Below are 14506 nucleotides of genomic sequence, written 5' to 3'. Positions count from 1 at the left end.
CATTCTACCCATGGCGCTAGCGCTGTAAACCGGCGGCGGTCGCCGGGGACGTGCGCGGGCGCGATCAGGCTAGAATGCCGGCTCATTCGATCTAGGAGATGGTCTATGGATGCTCTCGATGCCTTGCTCAACCGCGTGTCCGTGGCGCGCCTGACGGGTCCGGCGCCGACCGCCGCGCAACGCGACCTGCTGTTCCGCGCCGCCTTGCGCGCCCCTGACCACGGTCAATTGCGGCCCTGGCGCTTCCTGACCCTTGAAGGCGCGGCGCGGGAGAAGCTGGGCGAGCTCTTCGTCGAGGCGGTGCGCAGGAATACCGCCGACCCGCGTCCCGAGGCGCTCGACAAGGCCCGGGCCATGCCGTTGCGCGCGCCCCTGCTGGTGGTGGCGATCGCCCGCCTGCAGGATCACCCGAAAGTGCCCCATGGCGAGCAGGTCCTGGCGGCCGGATGCGCGGCCTACGGTATCGTCCAGGCGGCCTATGCCCAGGGACTCGGCGCGATATGGCGCACCGGCGAGCTGTCCCACGACCGTCACGTCGCCCAGGGGCTGGGTCTGAGCGAGTCGGAACGTATCCTCGGGTTCATCTACCTGGGGCAGGCGGAAAACGGCTTCCGCACCCCGCCGGTCTTGTCTCCCGAAGACTTCGTATCGGCCTGGGGCTGACCCGCCGGTAGCACCGGCTGGCCGCCAGGCTCAGGTCGCGCCGCGATCCAGGGGCAGGTCGAGGGTGGCGATGAAGCCGCCCTGCGGATGGTTTCCCAGGATCAGGTTGCCGGCGTGCCGCTCGACCGCGCGCCGGGCGATGGCCAGCCCGAGCCCGTGGCCGCTGGCGCTCTGCCCGGGTTCGCGGAAGAACGGCTCGCCGAGCCGCTCGAGATGTTCTTCGGCGACGCCGGGACCCTGGTCGCGCACGCTCAGCAGCAGACGTTCGCCCCGCCGTCGCGCGACGATCTCGATGGGCGCCGAGGGCGGGTTGAAGCGCAGGGCGTTGCGCAACAGGTTGTCCAGCGCGCGCTCCAGCATGTCCGGCCAGCCGAGCAGGGTCAGGTCCGGTTCTATGTGCAGGTCGATGCGTTGGTTCGGGTGGCTCAGCTTGGCGTCTTCGCGCAGCTTGCGCGCCAGCGGCAGCAACTCGATGCGGTGGGACGCGCCCGGCTCGGCATCGAGCCGGGCGAGGGCGAGGATTTCGCTGATCAGCGCTTCCAGGCGATCGCACTCCTGGGTCAGGCGCGGCCATAGGCGTTCGCGTTCCTCGGCGCCCGCCCGTTCGGCCAGCGCCAGGGCGATGCGCAACCGCGCGAGGGGCGAGCGCAGCTCGTGGGATACGTCGCGCAACAGTTGTCGCTGGCTGCCGATCAGCCCTTGGAGGCGCTGGCCCATCCGGTTGAAGTCGCGCGCCAGCACCCCCAATTCGTCGTGGCGTCGAGCCAGGCGGGAGAGGCTTTCCTGTTGGTAGACGGTGTGGCCGAGGTCATGCACGGCGCGGCGCAGGCGGTCCAGCGGTCGGGTGATGGACAGCGTGAGCAGCAGGCTGAACAGGGTCAGCACCACCAGCGCGATGCCCAGGGCGCTCAACGGCCAGAGCAGGCTGCTGCGCCGCCAGTCGTCCAGTTCGGGATACGGCAGGCGGTAGATGAACAGGTAGGTGTTGCCCTTTTCGCTGGTGTATTCCTCGGTCAGGCGTCGCCAGGGCAGGCGTCGATCGTTGCGTGGCCCGAATAGCGGCGGGGCGGGGAGCTGGGTTACCCGCATCAGCGGGATGTAGTTCACGTCGAGGATCTGCACGTCCATGTGGTAACGGCTCTTGCGGCGCTCCAGCAAGCTGTACGCGCGCTGCGTGTCGCCCGCCTCGAAGGCCTTCACCCAGTTGCCGGCGAAGTTGGCGATGGCCGGATGGCGCGCGATGATCCAGGTGTCCTGGTTGGCGGCATGGCCCAGCAACAGCGAGAGGCCGGCGACCAGGGCGATGGCCAGCCAGAAACTGGCGAACACCCGCCAGAACAATGAGCGCACGGCGCCTCCTCGAAAACGTGAAAACCCCCGGGCAGCAGGCTACCCGAGGGCGATGGGGTTGGCTTGGGCTTTTCTCACTCGGTCTTGCTGACCCGCTGGGCCTTCCAGGCTTCGAATTCTTCCCGTTCGGCGCGGCGCTTGGTCTGTTCCTGTTTCAGCTCGGCGAAACGCTTTTGCTGGTCCGGCGTCAGCTGCGCCTGGATCGCCGCATCGGTTTTGTCCTTGGCGGCCTTGATTTCGTTCTCCATGGCCTGCTTGTCGGCTGCCGGCAGCTTGTCCAGATAGCGCTCGGTGATATCCCGGCGGCTCTTCATCTGTTCGGCCATCAGGATGCCCACGTCGCGGCGTTGATCGCGGTTCAAGTCGAGCGCCTTGAACATATGCAGGCCGCCGAAATCACCCCCCGGCGGGCCGCCCATGGGGGCACGGGCGGAGTCGGCCATGGCCAGGCCGGGAAGCGCGATGGCGAACAGCAGGGCAGTGAGTGTCTTGTGCATGATCTTTCCTCGTCGATCACCGGCCGGTTGCCGGATGAGCCCAGTCTAGGGCGCGCCAGGTCAAGCGTGGTCAGGCGAGGGTAAAGGCAAGGTAAAGGCCGCCGGCCGCGGCGAGAAGGCCTGTCGCGCCGGCCGGATCAGGGCGCGTAGTAATAGCCGCGGCTGCGCAACGCGACGATGCGTGGACGGCCGTCGGCGTGGGTGCCGAGCTTCTTGCGCAGGTTACTGACGTGCATGTCCAGGCTGCGGTCGTAGAGCGTCAGTTTGCGCCCCAGGGCCAGTTGCGCCAGTTCCTGCTTGTCGAGGGGTTCGCCGGGCTGGGTGAGCAGGGCTTCCAGCAAGCGCCCCTCGGACACGGTCAAGGCGATTTCCTGGCCACCGACGCTGGCCACCCCACGCAACGGGCTGTAGTTCAGGTCGCCCAGCTCCAGCTGGCTGGTTTGCGCCACCGGTTGGGTACGTCGCAGCACGGCGCGCAGGCGGGCGGTCAATTCGCGGGGGTCGCAAGGCTTGGCCAGGTAGTCGTCGGCGCCCAGTTCCAGGCCGAGGATGCGGTCCAGGGGCTCGCCGCGGGCGGACAGCATGACCACCGGCAGGTCCGGGTGATCGCTGCGCAGTTGCTTGAGCAATTCCAGTCCGCTGCCGTCGGGCAGCATGACGTCCAGCACCACGGCGGCCGGCGCCTGTTCGGCCAGGGCCTGGCGCGCGGCCTGGCCGTCGTGGCAGGCCCGCACGATGAAGCCTTCCTGGACCAGCCAGGTGGCGAGCAGATCGCACAGCTCCTGGTCGTCGTCGATCAACAGCAGTTCGCTCATGACTATCCTCGAGCGCCGGGTGGCGCAGCAGCCGGATGTTCCGCGTATCGCCCGCGAAGGGCATACCGGGCCGAACGATAACGAAGGATTCGCAGATCGGAAACGTGGCCGGCGCTCGTGTCCATCCTTCGGGGCTGGACCCACGGCGAGCGCCCGGCGGGCCTCAGGGCAGCACGCGCTTGAAGGGCTTGACCAGCACCGAGGCGTATACGCCCGCGTCGCGATAGGGGTCGGCCTCCGCCCAGGCCTTGGCCGCTTCCAGGGATTCGAAATCGGCCACCACCAGGCTGCCGCTGAAGCCGGCGGTTCCCGGGTCGTTGCTGTCGACGGCCGGGTGCGGGCCGGCCAGCACCAGGCGGCCTTCGGTCTTCAACCGTTCGAGGCGGGCGAGATGGTCGGGCCGGGCGGCCAGGCGCTTTTCCAGGGAATCCTGTACATCGGTGGCGATGATCGCGTAGAGCATGGTGATCCTTACTCGTTACGGTTTTCGGGTTCGGCGTCGTGCAGGTGCCGCGCGAGGAACAGGCCCTGGCCAGCCAGGAACAGCAGGGTCAAGCCCAGGCTGCCGAAGACTTTGAAGTCGACCCAGTATTCGGGAAAGGTGAAGGCGACGAACAGGTTCGCCGAACCACAGATCAGGAAGAACAGGATCCAGGCCAGGTTCAGGCGAATCCAGGTGATCGCCGGCAGGGTGATCGCATGGCCCATGATGCGCTGGATCAGCGGCTTGTCGCCGATGAAGTGGCTGGCGGCGAAGGCTAGGGCGAACAGCCAGTTGACCACCGGCGCCTTCCATTTGAGGAAGGTCTCGCTGTGAAACGCCAGGGTCATGCCGCCAAAGACCAGGCAGGCGGCGAGGGTCAGCCATTGGCCTTTTTCCAGCCGGCGATGGGCGATGAAGATCGCCCCGTAGACCACCACCGACGCGATGATCAGCACCGCCGTGGCGCTGAAGATGCCGCCCAGCGTGACGCTGTGTCCGGCCAGTTCGACGACGCGGGGTTCGAGTTTGTAGACGATGAAAAACAGGATGAGCGGGATGAAATCGATGAGTTGTTTCACTGCGGCGGCCACGGGCGGGATGTCCCGGCATAATAACAAACCCGCTATGCAGGGAAACTCCGATCGGGTTGGAGTTTTCCACAGGGTATTATGAGGGAGCGCCCCGGCAACCGACCGGCGGCGACCCGCGGCAGATCGGAAGACGCTGGCGCATCGAACTGGAGTGAGCCGAGCCTTATGCAAATCGACCTGCACTGTCACAGCACCGCTTCCGATGGTGCGCTGGCGCCCTCGGTGCTGGTCGCCCGCGCCCATGACCGCGGCGTCCGTGTGCTGGCGCTGACCGACCACGACACCCTGGAAGGCCTGGACGAGGCGCAGCGCGCGGCCCAGGCCCTGGATATCCGCCTCATCCCGGGCATCGAGCTGTCCTGTACCTGGGGCGGCGCCACCATCCACGTGCTCGGCTATGCCTTCGATCGCGACGCCCCGGCCTTGCAAGCGGCCATCGGCGAGTTGCACCGGGGCCGCTGGGCGCGGGCCGAGGAAATCGGCGCGCGCCTGGCGGCCAAGGGCATGCCGGGCGCCTTCGAGGGCGCCCGCGCGATCCAGCAGGCGCTCGGCGACAGCGGCAACGCACCGGCGCGTCCGCACTTCGCCGAATTCCTGGTGCGCGCCGGCCATGTCGGCGACAGGGCGGAGGCGTTCCGCAGGTGGCTGGGCTCGGGCAAGCTGGGCGACGTCAAGCAGCATTGGCCGAGCCTGGCGTCGGCACTGGCGACCCTGGTGGCCGCCGGCGCCTGGATCAGCCTGGCGCATCCCTGGCAATATGCCTTCACCCGCAGCAAGCGGCGCAAGCTGATCGCCGATTTCATCGCCGGCGGCGGCCACGCCCTGGAGGTGGTCAACGGGCTGCAACCCGCGGAGCAGGTCGGCGGCCTCGCAATTCTGGCCCGCGAGTTCGGTCTACTGGTCAGCGCCGGCAGCGATTTCCACGCGCCCGGCGATTGGTCGGAGCTGGGCATGTACCGCCCGGTGCCCGAAGACCTGCCACCCCTGTGGGACCGCTTCGGTCCAATTTTCACCCCTCTGTGAACAGCGAGAGTCCATGAGCCAGTTTTTCCAGCTTCATCCGGAGAACCCACAGGCCCGCTTGATCAAGCAGGCCGTGGAGATCATTCGCAACGGCGGCTTGGTGGTCTATCCCACCGATTCCTCGTACGCCGTGGGTTGCCACCTGGGCGACAAGAATGCCGTCGAGCGCATCCGTCGCCTGCGCCGCCTGGACGACAAGCACAACCTCACCCTGGTGTGCAGCGACCTGTCGCAACTGGGGGTGTTCGCCAAGGTGGACACCGGCGCCTTCCGCCTGCTCAAGGCGCATACCCCTGGCCCCTACACCTTCATCCTCAGTGCCACCCGCGAGGTGCCGCGCATGCTCATGCACCCCAAGCGGCGCACCATCGGCCTGCGGGTGCCGGATCACCCGATCACCCAGGCGCTGCTCGCGGAACTCGGCGAGCCCCTGCTCAGCGCGACCCTGATCCTGCCCGGGGAAAGCCTGCCGATGAGCGATCCCTACGAGATGCGCCAAGTGCTGGAGCGCCAGGTGGACCTGATCATCGATGGCGGCTACGGCGGCCTCGAGGCGTCCACGGTGATCGACCTGGCCGATGGCGAGCCCGAGGTGATCCGCGTGGGCTGCGGCGATCCGGCGCCGTTCCGGCAGGCCGACGCGTGAGCGAAGCGCCGCAGGACGGGCCCCTCCAGCAGGAGCTGCCGTTCGCCCTGGTCTACGGCCAGGCGGTCACCGAGCTGCCGATCGACCTGTACATCCCGCCGGATGCCCTGGAAGTCTTCCTCGAGGCCTTCGAAGGGCCCCTCGACCTGCTGCTGTACCTGATCCGTAAGCAGAACATCGACATCCTCGACATTCCGGTCGCGGAGATCACCCATCAATACATGGGGTATGTCGAGCTGATGAAGACCGTGCGCCTGGAGCTGGCGGCGGAGTACCTGGTGATGGCGGCGATGCTCGCCGAGATCAAGTCGCGCATGCTCCTGCCGCGCTCCAGCGAGATCGAGGCGGAGGAGGACGATCCGCGCGCGGAGCTGATCCGCCGCCTGCAGGAGTACGAGCGCTACAAGGCCGCCGCCGAGGGAATCGACCGCTTGCCGCGGGTCGGTCGCGAGGTCCTGGTGCCCACGGTGGCGGCGCCCGAGGCGCGGGTGCGTAAGCGCCTGCCGGACGTCAGCCTGGAGGAACTGTTGCTGTCCATGGCCGAAGTGCTGCGGCGCGCGGACATGTTCGAAAGCCACCAGATCACCCGCGAGGCGCTGTCCACCCGCGAGCGCATGAGCCAGGTGCTGGAACGCCTGCGCGGCGGCGCCTTCGTGCCCTTCGCGGCGCTGTTCAGCGCCGAGGAAGGTCGTTTGGGCGTGGTGGTGACCTTCATGGCGGTGCTCGAGCTGGTCAAGGAATCCTTGGTCGAGCTGGTGCAGAATGAGCCCTTCGCGCCGATCCATGTCCGTGCCAGAACCGAAGACTGAATGAATCTCTCCGACCCGAAAGCCCTTGCCCTGTTGCTCGAAGCCTACCTGCTCGCCGCCGGCAGGCCGCTTTCCCTGGAGCGCCTGGGCGAGCTGTTCGAGGAGGCCGAGCGGCCCTCGCCGAGCCAGCTCAAGGCCGGCCTGGAGGCGCTGCGCAAGTCCTGCGACAAGCGGGCCTTCGAACTGAAGGAGGTGGCGTCCGGTTATCGCCTGCAGATCCGCGAGCGCTTTTCGCCCTGGGTCGGGCGGCTGTGGGAGGAACGTCCGCAGCGCTACTCCCGCGCGCTGTTGGAAACCCTCGCCCTGATCGCGTATCGCCAGCCGATCACCCGGGGCGAGATCGAGGACATCCGTGGCGTCGCGGTGAACAGCCAGATCGTCAAGACCTTGCAGGAACGCGAATGGATACGCGTGGTGGGTTATCGCGACGTTCCCGGCAAGCCGGCGATGTTCGCCACCACCAAGGCTTTCCTCGACCATTTCAACCTCAAGAGCCTGGAGGGCTTGCCGCCGCTGGCCGCGCTGCGCGAACTGGAGCCCGAGCCGGTGCTCGGCCTGGAAGAGGACGCGCCGGTGCCGGCCGACCTGCAGGCCCGCGCCGATGCCAGTGCGGCGGAAGACGCCGGCGAACCCCGCGAAGAGACCAGTTTCCGCAGCCTGTTGGCCGAACTGGACGGAATGGAGCAGGGGCTCAAGACCGATTTCGACGACCTCGCCGCGCTGCCGGTCGAGGACTCCGCCGCCCTGGCGGACGCCTCCGGGCAGGACAGCGACGGCGAAGAAACCCTGCACTAGGGCGCGAATCAATTCTTCGCGCCGTGCTCAGAGAAAGACCAGGGCTCCAGCGAACGGCCCGGAGGCGCCCATGAAAAGCCCCTGCATCAAAGTCTGCGAATTCGACCAGGACATCTGCGTCGGGTGTGGCCGCAGCAAGCGCGAGATCAAGGCATGGAAGTCCCTGGACAAGGCCGAAAGGCGCGCTCTTCTCGCCGAGGCGGAACTGCGCCTGTTGAGCCTGGAGGCTACCGGGCGCCGCAAATACTGACGGGCTGCGCCGGCTCGGCTAGCCTCAACCGTGCTTCGCGGGCGCGTTGCGCGTATGATGCGCGCCCTCCTCGAGGTTCGCCGTGCCTGTCCTGTTATCCGGGCAACACGTGCGCGGCGCTCGATGCGATCGACTCTGGCGAACGTCTCGCCCCCATCACCTTGATGACACACCGGGAGGTGCCCTGATGAGTGATACCGAATACAGCCCCGCTGGGGAAAAACTGCAAAAGGTCCTGGCGCGCATGGGCCTGGCTTCGCGCCGGGACATCGAAGCCTGGATCGGCGAAGGGCGGGTCAAGGTCAACGGCGCCGCCGCCGCCCTCGGCCAGCGCGTCGACAGCCATGACGCCATCAGCGTCGACGGCCGTTTGCTCAAGCGCGAAGAGAGCGCCGAGGCCGTGCGCCGCGTACTCATCTACAACAAGCCGGACGGCGAGATCTGCACCCGCGACGACCCCGAAGGCCGCCCCACGGTGTTCGATCGCCTGCCCCGGCCGAAGGAAGGCCGCTGGATCAACATCGGTCGCCTGGACATCAACACCACCGGGCTGCTGCTGTTCACCACCGACGGCGAATTGGCCAACCGGTTGATGCACCCCTCCTACGAAATGGACCGCGAATACGCCGTGCGGGTGCGCGGCGAAGTCACCGAAGAGATCCTCGAAAACCTGAAGAACGGGGTGATGCTCGAGGACGGCCCGGCCAAGTTCACCGATATTCAGGAGGCCCCGGGCGGCGAAGGTTTCAACCACTGGTACCACTGCGTGGTGATGGAAGGGCGCAACCGCGAGGTGCGCCGCCTGTGGGAATCCCAAGGGCTGGTGGTGAGCCGCCTGAAGCGCGTGCGCTTCGGCCCGGTGTTCCTCACCTCCGATCTGACCATGGGCCGTTGGCGCGAAATGAGCCAGGGCGAAGTGGATATCCTCAGCGCCGAGGTCGGTCTCAAGCCGGTCGCGTTGCCTGACATGAAAGGCAAGCTGCGGGAAAAACTGGACCGCTTGCAGCGCAAGTCCGCCAAGCCGGTGGGCCGTGGCGAGCGGCCGGCCCGCAGCACCCGTAGCCCGGCGGGCGAGGGCAACCCACGGCCGGCACGCGCGCCCAGGGCCGAAGAAGGCGCCCGTCCGGCGCGTTCCTCCTGGACGGAAGGCGATACGCGTCCGGCTCGCGCGCCCAAGGCCGAGGAAGGTGCTCGTCCGACCCGGGCGCCGCGCCGCGAAGAGGCGGGGCGTCCGGCGTCCCGCGCTCCGCGCGACGACAAGGCCCAGCGGCCCGCGCGCGCACCGGCGGCCCGTGGCGAGCAAAAAGGCACGCCCCTCGCCGAGCGGCCCCGCGACGTGAACAAGAAGCGCCCGAGCAAGCCGCAGGAGCGCCCGCCGGTGGAGTTGGCCGAGCGGCCGGCGCGCAAGCCCCGCACGCCTGCGCCGGGCAAGCCGCGCGCCGTGCCGAGCAAGCGTCCCCCGGCGGCCGACGGCCAGCGTCCGGGGTTCGGTCGCAAGCGCTGAGGCTTGGCTGGATAGAAAAAGGGGCTCGATGAGCCCCTTTTTCATCAGCCGGCCATGGCCAGGCGGTTGCGTCCGCCGCGCTTGGCGGTGTAGAGCGCGTTGTCGGCGCGGCGCAGCAGGCTTTCCAGGGTTTCCGCCGGCAGCAGGGTGGCGCAGCCCAGGCTGATGGACAGCTCGATGGCATGGCCCTGCACCAGATGTTGCAGCTCCTCCACCGCCAGGCGCAGCCGTTCGCCGACCAGGGCCGCCGCCTCGGGCGTGGTGTTGGAGAGCAGCACGAGGAATTCTTCGCCGCCATAGCGGAACACCATGTCGACGTTGCGCAGGCTGGCCTTCAGGGCGGAGGCGATGGTCTTGAGCACCTCGTCGCCGGCGCCATGGCCGAAGCGATCGTTGATCGACTTGAAATGATCGATGTCGAGCATCAGCACCGACAGGGGCAGCAGGTTGCGCCGGGCGATGTCCACTTCGCGTTGCAGCGCCTGGTCCATGGCGATGCGGTTGCCGGTGTCGGTCAGCGGATCGCGCAATGCGCTGCGCAGGGCCGCGCGGTAGAGCAGGGCGTTGCGCAGCGGGAACAGCAGGCTGGCGAGCAGGGATTCGAGCTGGCCCAGCTCGGCGTCGTCGAAGCGGCGTTGGCGGCGGAAGATCAACTCGCCCAGGTATTCGCCCTCGTGGCTCAGCCGGTAACTGGCCGAGTGGCTGGCGCGCTTGCCGAACTCCAGCCGCAGGTCGCTGTTCGGGTGTTGATAGACCAGGGCGTCCAGCGGCACCAGGCGTTGGACCTCTTGGAAAAACAGGGCGAGGATGCGCTCGGCCTCCAGGCTGGTCTGCAACTGCATGCCGAGTTGACGGCGCAGGTCGGCGAGGCTGATCGGATGCAACGGATTTGCCCGCTGCGTCGAGGCATAGCCGAGGCGCTGCAGCTTGGCGGCATCGAAATCGATGGTGTTGCTGTGACTGGGCGGGACCATGGAGCCAGACCTCTGACGCTTAACTCGACGACATAAGGTCTAGAGCGAATTCCGTGCCAGACGTTTTAACTTTTTTCAAAAGCCTTTTAAGTCAAGTACTTGCTGTTTTTGCAGCGAGCGTTTCCGAGGACCGCCGCCGAGAACCCGGCGAAAACCGGCAGCGCCTTGCCGAGCCGGCCCGGGTGGCCGCCGGAAAGCTGGCGGCCAGGTGCCAAGTCCATTGCCGGCTATTGGGCGTCGAAGGCCTGGCCGTTGACCCCGGCACTGTCCGGGCCCATCAGGTACAGGTAGACCGGCAGGATCGCTTCCGGCGGCGGATTATCCAGGGGGTTTTCCGCCGGGTAGGCCTGGGCCCGCATGCTGGTGCGGGTGGCACCCGGGTTGACGCTGTTGGCGCGCACCGGCGCGACCCCGTCCACCTCGTCGGCCAGCACCTGCATCAGGCCCTCGGTGGCGAACTTGGATACCGCATAGGCGCCCCAGTAGGCCCGCCCCTTGCGCCCGACGCTGCTGGAGGTGAACACCACCGAGGCATCGCTGGACAGCTTCAGCAGCGGCAACAGCGTGCTGGTGAGCATGAAGGTGGCATTCACGTTGATCTGCATGACCCGCATGAAGTTTTCCCCGGAAAGCTGCTCCAGGGGCGTACGTGGCCCGACGATGGAGGCGTTGTGCAGCAGGCCGTCGATATGCCCGAACTCGCTCTCCAGCTTCGCCGCCAGTTCGTCGTACTGGTGCGGCTGGGCGGTCTCCAGGTTGAAGGGAATCACCGCCGGCTGCGGATGGCCGGCCGCCTCGATGGCATCGTAGACGGCGTTCAGGTTGGCCTCGGTCTTGCCCAGCAGCAGTACGGTGGCGCCATGGGCGGCGTAGCTCTGGGCAGTGGCGGCGCCGATGCCGCGTCCGGCGCCGGTGATCAGGATCACCCGGCCTTTGAGCAGGTCGGGGCGGGCGGAATAATCGAACATGGGGTGTTTCCTCGAACCAGATACTTGAAATCGTTTCGGTAGAGCCTAGGAGATGTCGCGCGGGACGGTGCCTCGGCCGGCACGGGAGCGGCGGCCGAACGTTCGGCGACCGCCAGGAAGCCTGGACGCCCGGGCGAGGGCGCCTGGCGATGCGACCGGCGGCTAGCGCGGCGCGGTTGGCGTCAGCAGGAACACAGCGCCTGGTCGAGCGCGGCGCGCAATTCCAGCGGGTGGTCCACCACGATGTCCGCCCCCCAACTGCGGGGATTGTCCTCGGGGTGGATGTAGCCGTAGGTCACCGCGGCGGTGCGGGTACCGGCCGCGCGGCCGGACTCGATGTCGCGCAAGTCGTCGCCGACGAACAGCACGCTGGCCGGCTCCAGGCCTAGCCGCTCGCAGGCCAGCAGCAAGGGTTCCGGGTCCGGTTTGCTGCGCGTCACATGGTCCGGGCAGATCAGCAGCGCCGAGCGTTCGGCGAGGCCAAGCTGACGCATGATCGGCTCGGCATAGCGCACCGGCTTGTTGGTCACCACGCCCCATAGCAGCTTGGCCCGCTCGATGTCCTCGAGCAGGGCCTCGATGCCGTCGAACGGTCGGGTCAGGACCGCGCAGTGCTGCTGGTAGCGTTCGAGGAATTCCAGGCGCAGCGCCTCGAACTCGGTGCTCAGGGGGTCGACGTCGAAGGCGTTGACCACCATCGCCCGCGCACCGCCGGAGACCACGTCGCGCACCCGGGCTTCCTCCACCGGCGCCAGGCGGCGCGCGGCGCGCATCGCCTGGATCACCGCGACGAAGTCCGGCGCACTGTCCAGCAAGGTACCGTCCATGTCGAAAAGAACCGCTCTGAGGCGCATGGCTCACTCCTCGCGCAGGGTCTGGATCATGTAGTTGACGTCGACGTCCGCTTCCAGCTTGTAGGCATGGGTCAGCGGGTTGTAGGTCAGCCCGACGATGTCGCGCACCTGCAACCCGGCTTCGCGGCTCCAGGCGCCCAGCTCGGACGGGCGGATGAATTTCTTGAAGTCATGGGTGCCGCGCGGCAGCAGGCGCAGCAGGTATTCGGCGCCGAGGATGGCGAACAGATAGGCCTTGGGATTGCGGTTGATGGTGGAGAAGAACACCTGGCCGCCGGGCTTGACCAGTTCGCGGCAGGCGCGGATCACCGAGGCCGGGTCGGGCACGTGCTCGAGCATCTCCAGGCAAGTCACCACGTCGTACTCGCCGGGTTTCTCAGCGGCCATGGCCTCCGCGGTGATCTTGCGATAGTCCACCGGCACCGCCGATTCCAGCTGATGCAGGCGGGCCACCGCCAGCGGCGCCTCGCCCATGTCGATGCCGGTCACCCGAGCGCCGCGCTGGGCCATCGCCTCGCTGAGGATGCCGCCGCCGCAACCGACGTCGAGCACGCGCTTGCCGGCCAGGCCGACGCGTTCGTCGATCCAGTTGACCCGCAGCGGGTTGATGTCGTGCAGCGGCTTGAACTCGCTTTCGCGGTCCCACCAGCGATGGGCCAGGGCTTCGAATTTGGCGATTTCGGCGTGGTCGACGTTGCTCATGGGATTCCTTTGCAAGGGGCGCCAGGGGCGTGCCGGAGGCACGGAGCGCCCATGGTGCCAGCTTCGGGCGGACGCGGGGGCGTCCGCCGCGGGTCAGTTTGTCGCAGCGGGGCCGGCGCCATCAGTCGCGGCCGATCCGCTCGCCCCACTCGCGGGCGCGCGCGACGATGCTCGCTTCGTCGAGGCGGGTCAGGCGGCGGTCTTCCAGCAGCGGTTTGCCGGCGACCCAGACATGCTTCACGCAGTCGCGCCCGCTGGCATAGATCAGTTGCGAAACGGGGTCGTAGACCGGCTGTTGCGCCAGGCCGGACAGGTCGAAGGCCACCAGGTCGGCGGACTTGCCGGTCTCCAGGGAGCCGATGTCTTCCTCCAGGCCCAGCGCGCGGGCGCCGTTGAGAGTCGCCATGCGCAGCGCCCGATGGGCGTCCAGCGCAGTCGCCGAACCGGCGACTGCCTTCGCCAGCAGCGCGGCGGTCCGGGTTTCGCCGAGCAGGTCGAGGTCGTTGTTGCTGGCCGCCCCGTCGGTGCCGATGGCGACGTTGACCCCGGCCTGCCACAGGCGCTCCACCGGGCAGAAGCCGCTGGCCAGCTTGAGGTTGGATTCCGGGCAGTGGATCACGCTGGTATTGCTTTCCACCAGCAGTTCCAGGTCCTCGTCGTTCACCTGGGTCATGTGCACGGCCTGGAAGCGTGGGCCGAGCAGGCCGAGACGGGCCAGGCGGGCCAGCGGGCGTTCGCCGTGCAGCTCCAGGCCTTGCTGGACCTCGAAGGCGGTCTCGTGGACGTGCATGTGGATGCGCGCGTCCAGTTGGTCGGCGAACACCCGGATATTCTCCAGCCGCTCGTCGCCCACCGTGTAGGGCGCGTGGGGGCCGAAGGCGATGCTGATGCGCGGGTGCTGCTTGAGGTCGTCGAACAGGGCGAGGCCCTTGCGCAGCGCCTCGTCGGCGTCACGGGCGCCGGGGATCGGGAAATCCAGCACGGGGATGGTGATCTGCGCGCGGATGCCGCTCTTGTGCACGCTTTCGCTGGCCACCTCCGGGTAGAAGTACATGTCGGAGAAGCAGGTGATGCCGCCGAGCAACTGCTCGGCGATGGCCAGCTCGGTACCGTCGCGGACGAATGCCTCGTCGACCCATTTCTTCTCCGCCGGCCAGATGTGCTGCTCCAGCCAGGCGCCCAGCGGCAGGTCGTCGGCCAGGCCGCGGAACAGCGTCATCGCCGCGTGGCCGTGGGTGTTGACCAAGCCGGGGGCCAGGAGCATGCCGGGCAGTTCGCGGACCTCCAGGGCGGGCCGCTTGAGGGCGATCTCCCGTGGCGCGAGCAGGGCGATGCGGCCGTCGCGGATGCCCAGCGCATGAGCGCGCAGCACCACGCCCGCCGGCTCGACCGGGACCAGCCAGGTGGGAAGCAGTAACAGGTCGAGCGGCGCGTCGGGCATCGAAAGGGTCCACGAAAGGGGTAGTCGCCGAGTTTATAGAGGAACGCTTCGCCCTAGAAGCCGGGAATGTTCGGGCGCGCCCTGGCGGAGACTCGCGGCGGGCCTTGCGGGGATGCCGCGCGGCCGACCGGGGCCGGCCGC

General features: G+C 67.9%; 17 protein-coding genes. 7 read left to right on the top strand and 10 right to left on the bottom strand.

Annotated elements, in window-relative coordinates; genetic code table 11:
• Nucleotides 1-105 precede the first annotated feature (105 nt).
• Entirely contained in the window at nucleotides 106-663 is a 558-nt protein-coding gene (locus OGL92_RS16690; protein ID WP_263145579.1) for a nitroreductase family protein, read from the top strand.
• Nucleotides 664-693: 30 nt separating this feature from the next.
• On the opposite strand, the gene OGL92_RS16685 is transcribed toward OGL92_RS16690, so the two are convergent.
• The 5 genes from OGL92_RS16685 to OGL92_RS16665 form a co-directional block, all read right to left on the bottom strand.
• Nucleotides 694-2013 (bottom strand): HAMP domain-containing sensor histidine kinase, encoded by a 1320-nt coding sequence (locus OGL92_RS16685; protein WP_263145577.1) that lies wholly within the window; start codon nucleotides 2011-2013, stop codon nucleotides 694-696.
• A 74-nt stretch (nucleotides 2014-2087) separates the two neighbouring features.
• The gene (locus tag OGL92_RS16680) at nucleotides 2088-2510 is read right to left on the bottom strand and encodes an LTXXQ domain protein (protein WP_263145576.1); all 423 of its coding nucleotides are present in this window, start codon (nucleotides 2508-2510) and stop codon (nucleotides 2088-2090) included.
• Between the two features lie 137 nt (nucleotides 2511-2647).
• Complete coding sequence (locus OGL92_RS16675; RefSeq protein WP_263145574.1) at nucleotides 2648-3325, bottom strand: response regulator transcription factor; 678 nt, start codon at nucleotides 3323-3325, stop codon at nucleotides 2648-2650.
• Nucleotides 3326-3488: 163 nt separating this feature from the next.
• The gene (locus OGL92_RS16670; protein WP_263145571.1) at nucleotides 3489-3788 is read right to left on the bottom strand and encodes a YciI family protein; all 300 of its coding nucleotides are present in this window, start codon (nucleotides 3786-3788) and stop codon (nucleotides 3489-3491) included.
• Nucleotides 3789-3796: 8 nt separating this feature from the next.
• A complete protein-coding gene (locus tag OGL92_RS16665) occupies nucleotides 3797-4387 on the bottom strand; it encodes a septation protein A (protein ID WP_263145570.1) in 591 nt (196 codons plus the stop codon).
• Nucleotides 4388-4564: 177 nt separating this feature from the next.
• Here OGL92_RS16665 and OGL92_RS16660 point away from each other — a divergent pair, with 177 nt between their 5' ends.
• The 6 genes from OGL92_RS16660 to rluB all read left to right on the top strand — a co-directional run bounded on the left by OGL92_RS16660 (nucleotide 4565) and on the right by rluB (nucleotide 9426).
• The gene (locus OGL92_RS16660) at nucleotides 4565-5422 is read left to right on the top strand and encodes a PHP domain-containing protein (protein WP_263145568.1); all 858 of its coding nucleotides are present in this window, start codon (nucleotides 4565-4567) and stop codon (nucleotides 5420-5422) included.
• Between the two features lie 13 nt (nucleotides 5423-5435).
• The gene (locus OGL92_RS16655; protein WP_263145565.1) at nucleotides 5436-6068 is read left to right on the top strand and encodes an L-threonylcarbamoyladenylate synthase; all 633 of its coding nucleotides are present in this window, start codon (nucleotides 5436-5438) and stop codon (nucleotides 6066-6068) included.
• A gap of 107 nt (nucleotides 6069-6175) precedes the next feature.
• Entirely contained in the window at nucleotides 6176-6877 is a 702-nt protein-coding gene (locus OGL92_RS16650) for a ScpA family protein (protein ID WP_263145666.1), read from the top strand.
• A complete protein-coding gene (scpB, locus tag OGL92_RS16645) occupies nucleotides 6878-7672 on the top strand; it encodes an SMC-Scp complex subunit ScpB (RefSeq protein WP_263145561.1) in 795 nt (264 codons plus the stop codon).
• 70 nt (nucleotides 7673-7742) lie between these two features.
• Entirely contained in the window at nucleotides 7743-7922 is a 180-nt protein-coding gene (locus OGL92_RS16640; protein WP_263145558.1) for a DUF1289 domain-containing protein, read from the top strand.
• Nucleotides 7923-8109: 187 nt separating this feature from the next.
• Nucleotides 8110-9426 carry a 23S rRNA pseudouridine(2605) synthase RluB gene (rluB, locus tag OGL92_RS16635; protein ID WP_263145556.1) on the top strand — a complete coding sequence of 439 codons (1317 nt, stop codon included), beginning with the start codon at nucleotides 8110-8112 and terminating at the stop codon, nucleotides 9424-9426.
• A 44-nt stretch (nucleotides 9427-9470) separates the two neighbouring features.
• Here the strand turns inward: rluB and OGL92_RS16630 are convergent, their stop codons facing one another.
• From OGL92_RS16630 to OGL92_RS16610, 5 genes are all read right to left on the bottom strand, one after another.
• On the bottom strand, nucleotides 9471-10400 hold the full coding sequence (locus OGL92_RS16630) for a GGDEF domain-containing protein (protein WP_263145553.1): 930 nt from the start codon (nucleotides 10398-10400) through the stop codon (nucleotides 9471-9473).
• Nucleotides 10401-10627: 227 nt separating this feature from the next.
• Nucleotides 10628-11368, bottom strand: a complete 741-nt coding sequence (locus OGL92_RS16625; protein ID WP_263145551.1) for a YciK family oxidoreductase — start codon at nucleotides 11366-11368, stop codon at nucleotides 10628-10630.
• A 182-nt stretch (nucleotides 11369-11550) separates the two neighbouring features.
• A complete protein-coding gene (mupP, locus tag OGL92_RS16620; RefSeq protein ID WP_263145548.1) occupies nucleotides 11551-12222 on the bottom strand; it encodes an N-acetylmuramic acid 6-phosphate phosphatase MupP in 672 nt (223 codons plus the stop codon).
• 3 nt (nucleotides 12223-12225) lie between these two features.
• A complete protein-coding gene (gene ubiG / locus OGL92_RS16615) occupies nucleotides 12226-12924 on the bottom strand; it encodes a bifunctional 2-polyprenyl-6-hydroxyphenol methylase/3-demethylubiquinol 3-O-methyltransferase UbiG (protein ID WP_263145546.1) in 699 nt (232 codons plus the stop codon).
• Between the two features lie 121 nt (nucleotides 12925-13045).
• Nucleotides 13046-14365, bottom strand: a complete 1320-nt coding sequence (locus OGL92_RS16610) for a TRZ/ATZ family hydrolase (RefSeq protein WP_263145543.1) — start codon at nucleotides 14363-14365, stop codon at nucleotides 13046-13048.
• Between the last annotated feature and the right edge of the window lie 141 nt (nucleotides 14366-14506).

Origin of the sequence: Pseudomonas sp. RIT-PI-AD, assembly GCF_025642785.1 — a bacterium.
Lineage (GTDB): Bacteria > Pseudomonadota > Gammaproteobacteria > Pseudomonadales > Pseudomonadaceae > Pseudomonas_T.
Note: the sequence above shows the minus strand (reverse complement) of the source record. Positions and strands in the feature narration are given on the sequence as shown.

Bases quoted from the DNA above. Each gene is read 5' to 3' on its own strand.
- OGL92_RS16690 (WP_263145579.1), top strand. From the start codon at position 106: ATGGATGCTCTCGATGCCTTGCTCAACCGCGTGTCCGTGGCGCGCCTG.
- OGL92_RS16680 (WP_263145576.1), bottom strand. From the start codon at position 2,510: ATGCACAAGACACTCACTGCCCTGCTGTTCGCCATCGCGCTTCCCGGC.
- OGL92_RS16675 (WP_263145574.1), bottom strand. From the start codon at position 3,325: ATGAGCGAACTGCTGTTGATCGACGACGACCAGGAGCTGTGCGATCTG.
- OGL92_RS16670 (WP_263145571.1), bottom strand. From the start codon at position 3,788: ATGCTCTACGCGATCATCGCCACCGATGTACAGGATTCCCTGGAAAAG.
- OGL92_RS16660 (WP_263145568.1), top strand. From the start codon at position 4,565: ATGCAAATCGACCTGCACTGTCACAGCACCGCTTCCGATGGTGCGCTG.
- OGL92_RS16655 (WP_263145565.1), top strand. From the start codon at position 5,436: ATGAGCCAGTTTTTCCAGCTTCATCCGGAGAACCCACAGGCCCGCTTG.
- scpB (WP_263145561.1), top strand. From the start codon at position 6,878: ATGAATCTCTCCGACCCGAAAGCCCTTGCCCTGTTGCTCGAAGCCTAC.
- OGL92_RS16640 (WP_263145558.1), top strand. From the start codon at position 7,743: ATGAAAAGCCCCTGCATCAAAGTCTGCGAATTCGACCAGGACATCTGC.
- rluB (WP_263145556.1), top strand. From the start codon at position 8,110: ATGAGTGATACCGAATACAGCCCCGCTGGGGAAAAACTGCAAAAGGTC.
- OGL92_RS16630 (WP_263145553.1), bottom strand. From the start codon at position 10,400: ATGGTCCCGCCCAGTCACAGCAACACCATCGATTTCGATGCCGCCAAG.
- OGL92_RS16625 (WP_263145551.1), bottom strand. From the start codon at position 11,368: ATGTTCGATTATTCCGCCCGCCCCGACCTGCTCAAAGGCCGGGTGATC.
- mupP (WP_263145548.1), bottom strand. From the start codon at position 12,222: ATGCGCCTCAGAGCGGTTCTTTTCGACATGGACGGTACCTTGCTGGAC.
- ubiG (WP_263145546.1), bottom strand. From the start codon at position 12,924: ATGAGCAACGTCGACCACGCCGAAATCGCCAAATTCGAAGCCCTGGCC.
- OGL92_RS16610 (WP_263145543.1), bottom strand. From the start codon at position 14,365: ATGCCCGACGCGCCGCTCGACCTGTTACTGCTTCCCACCTGGCTGGTC.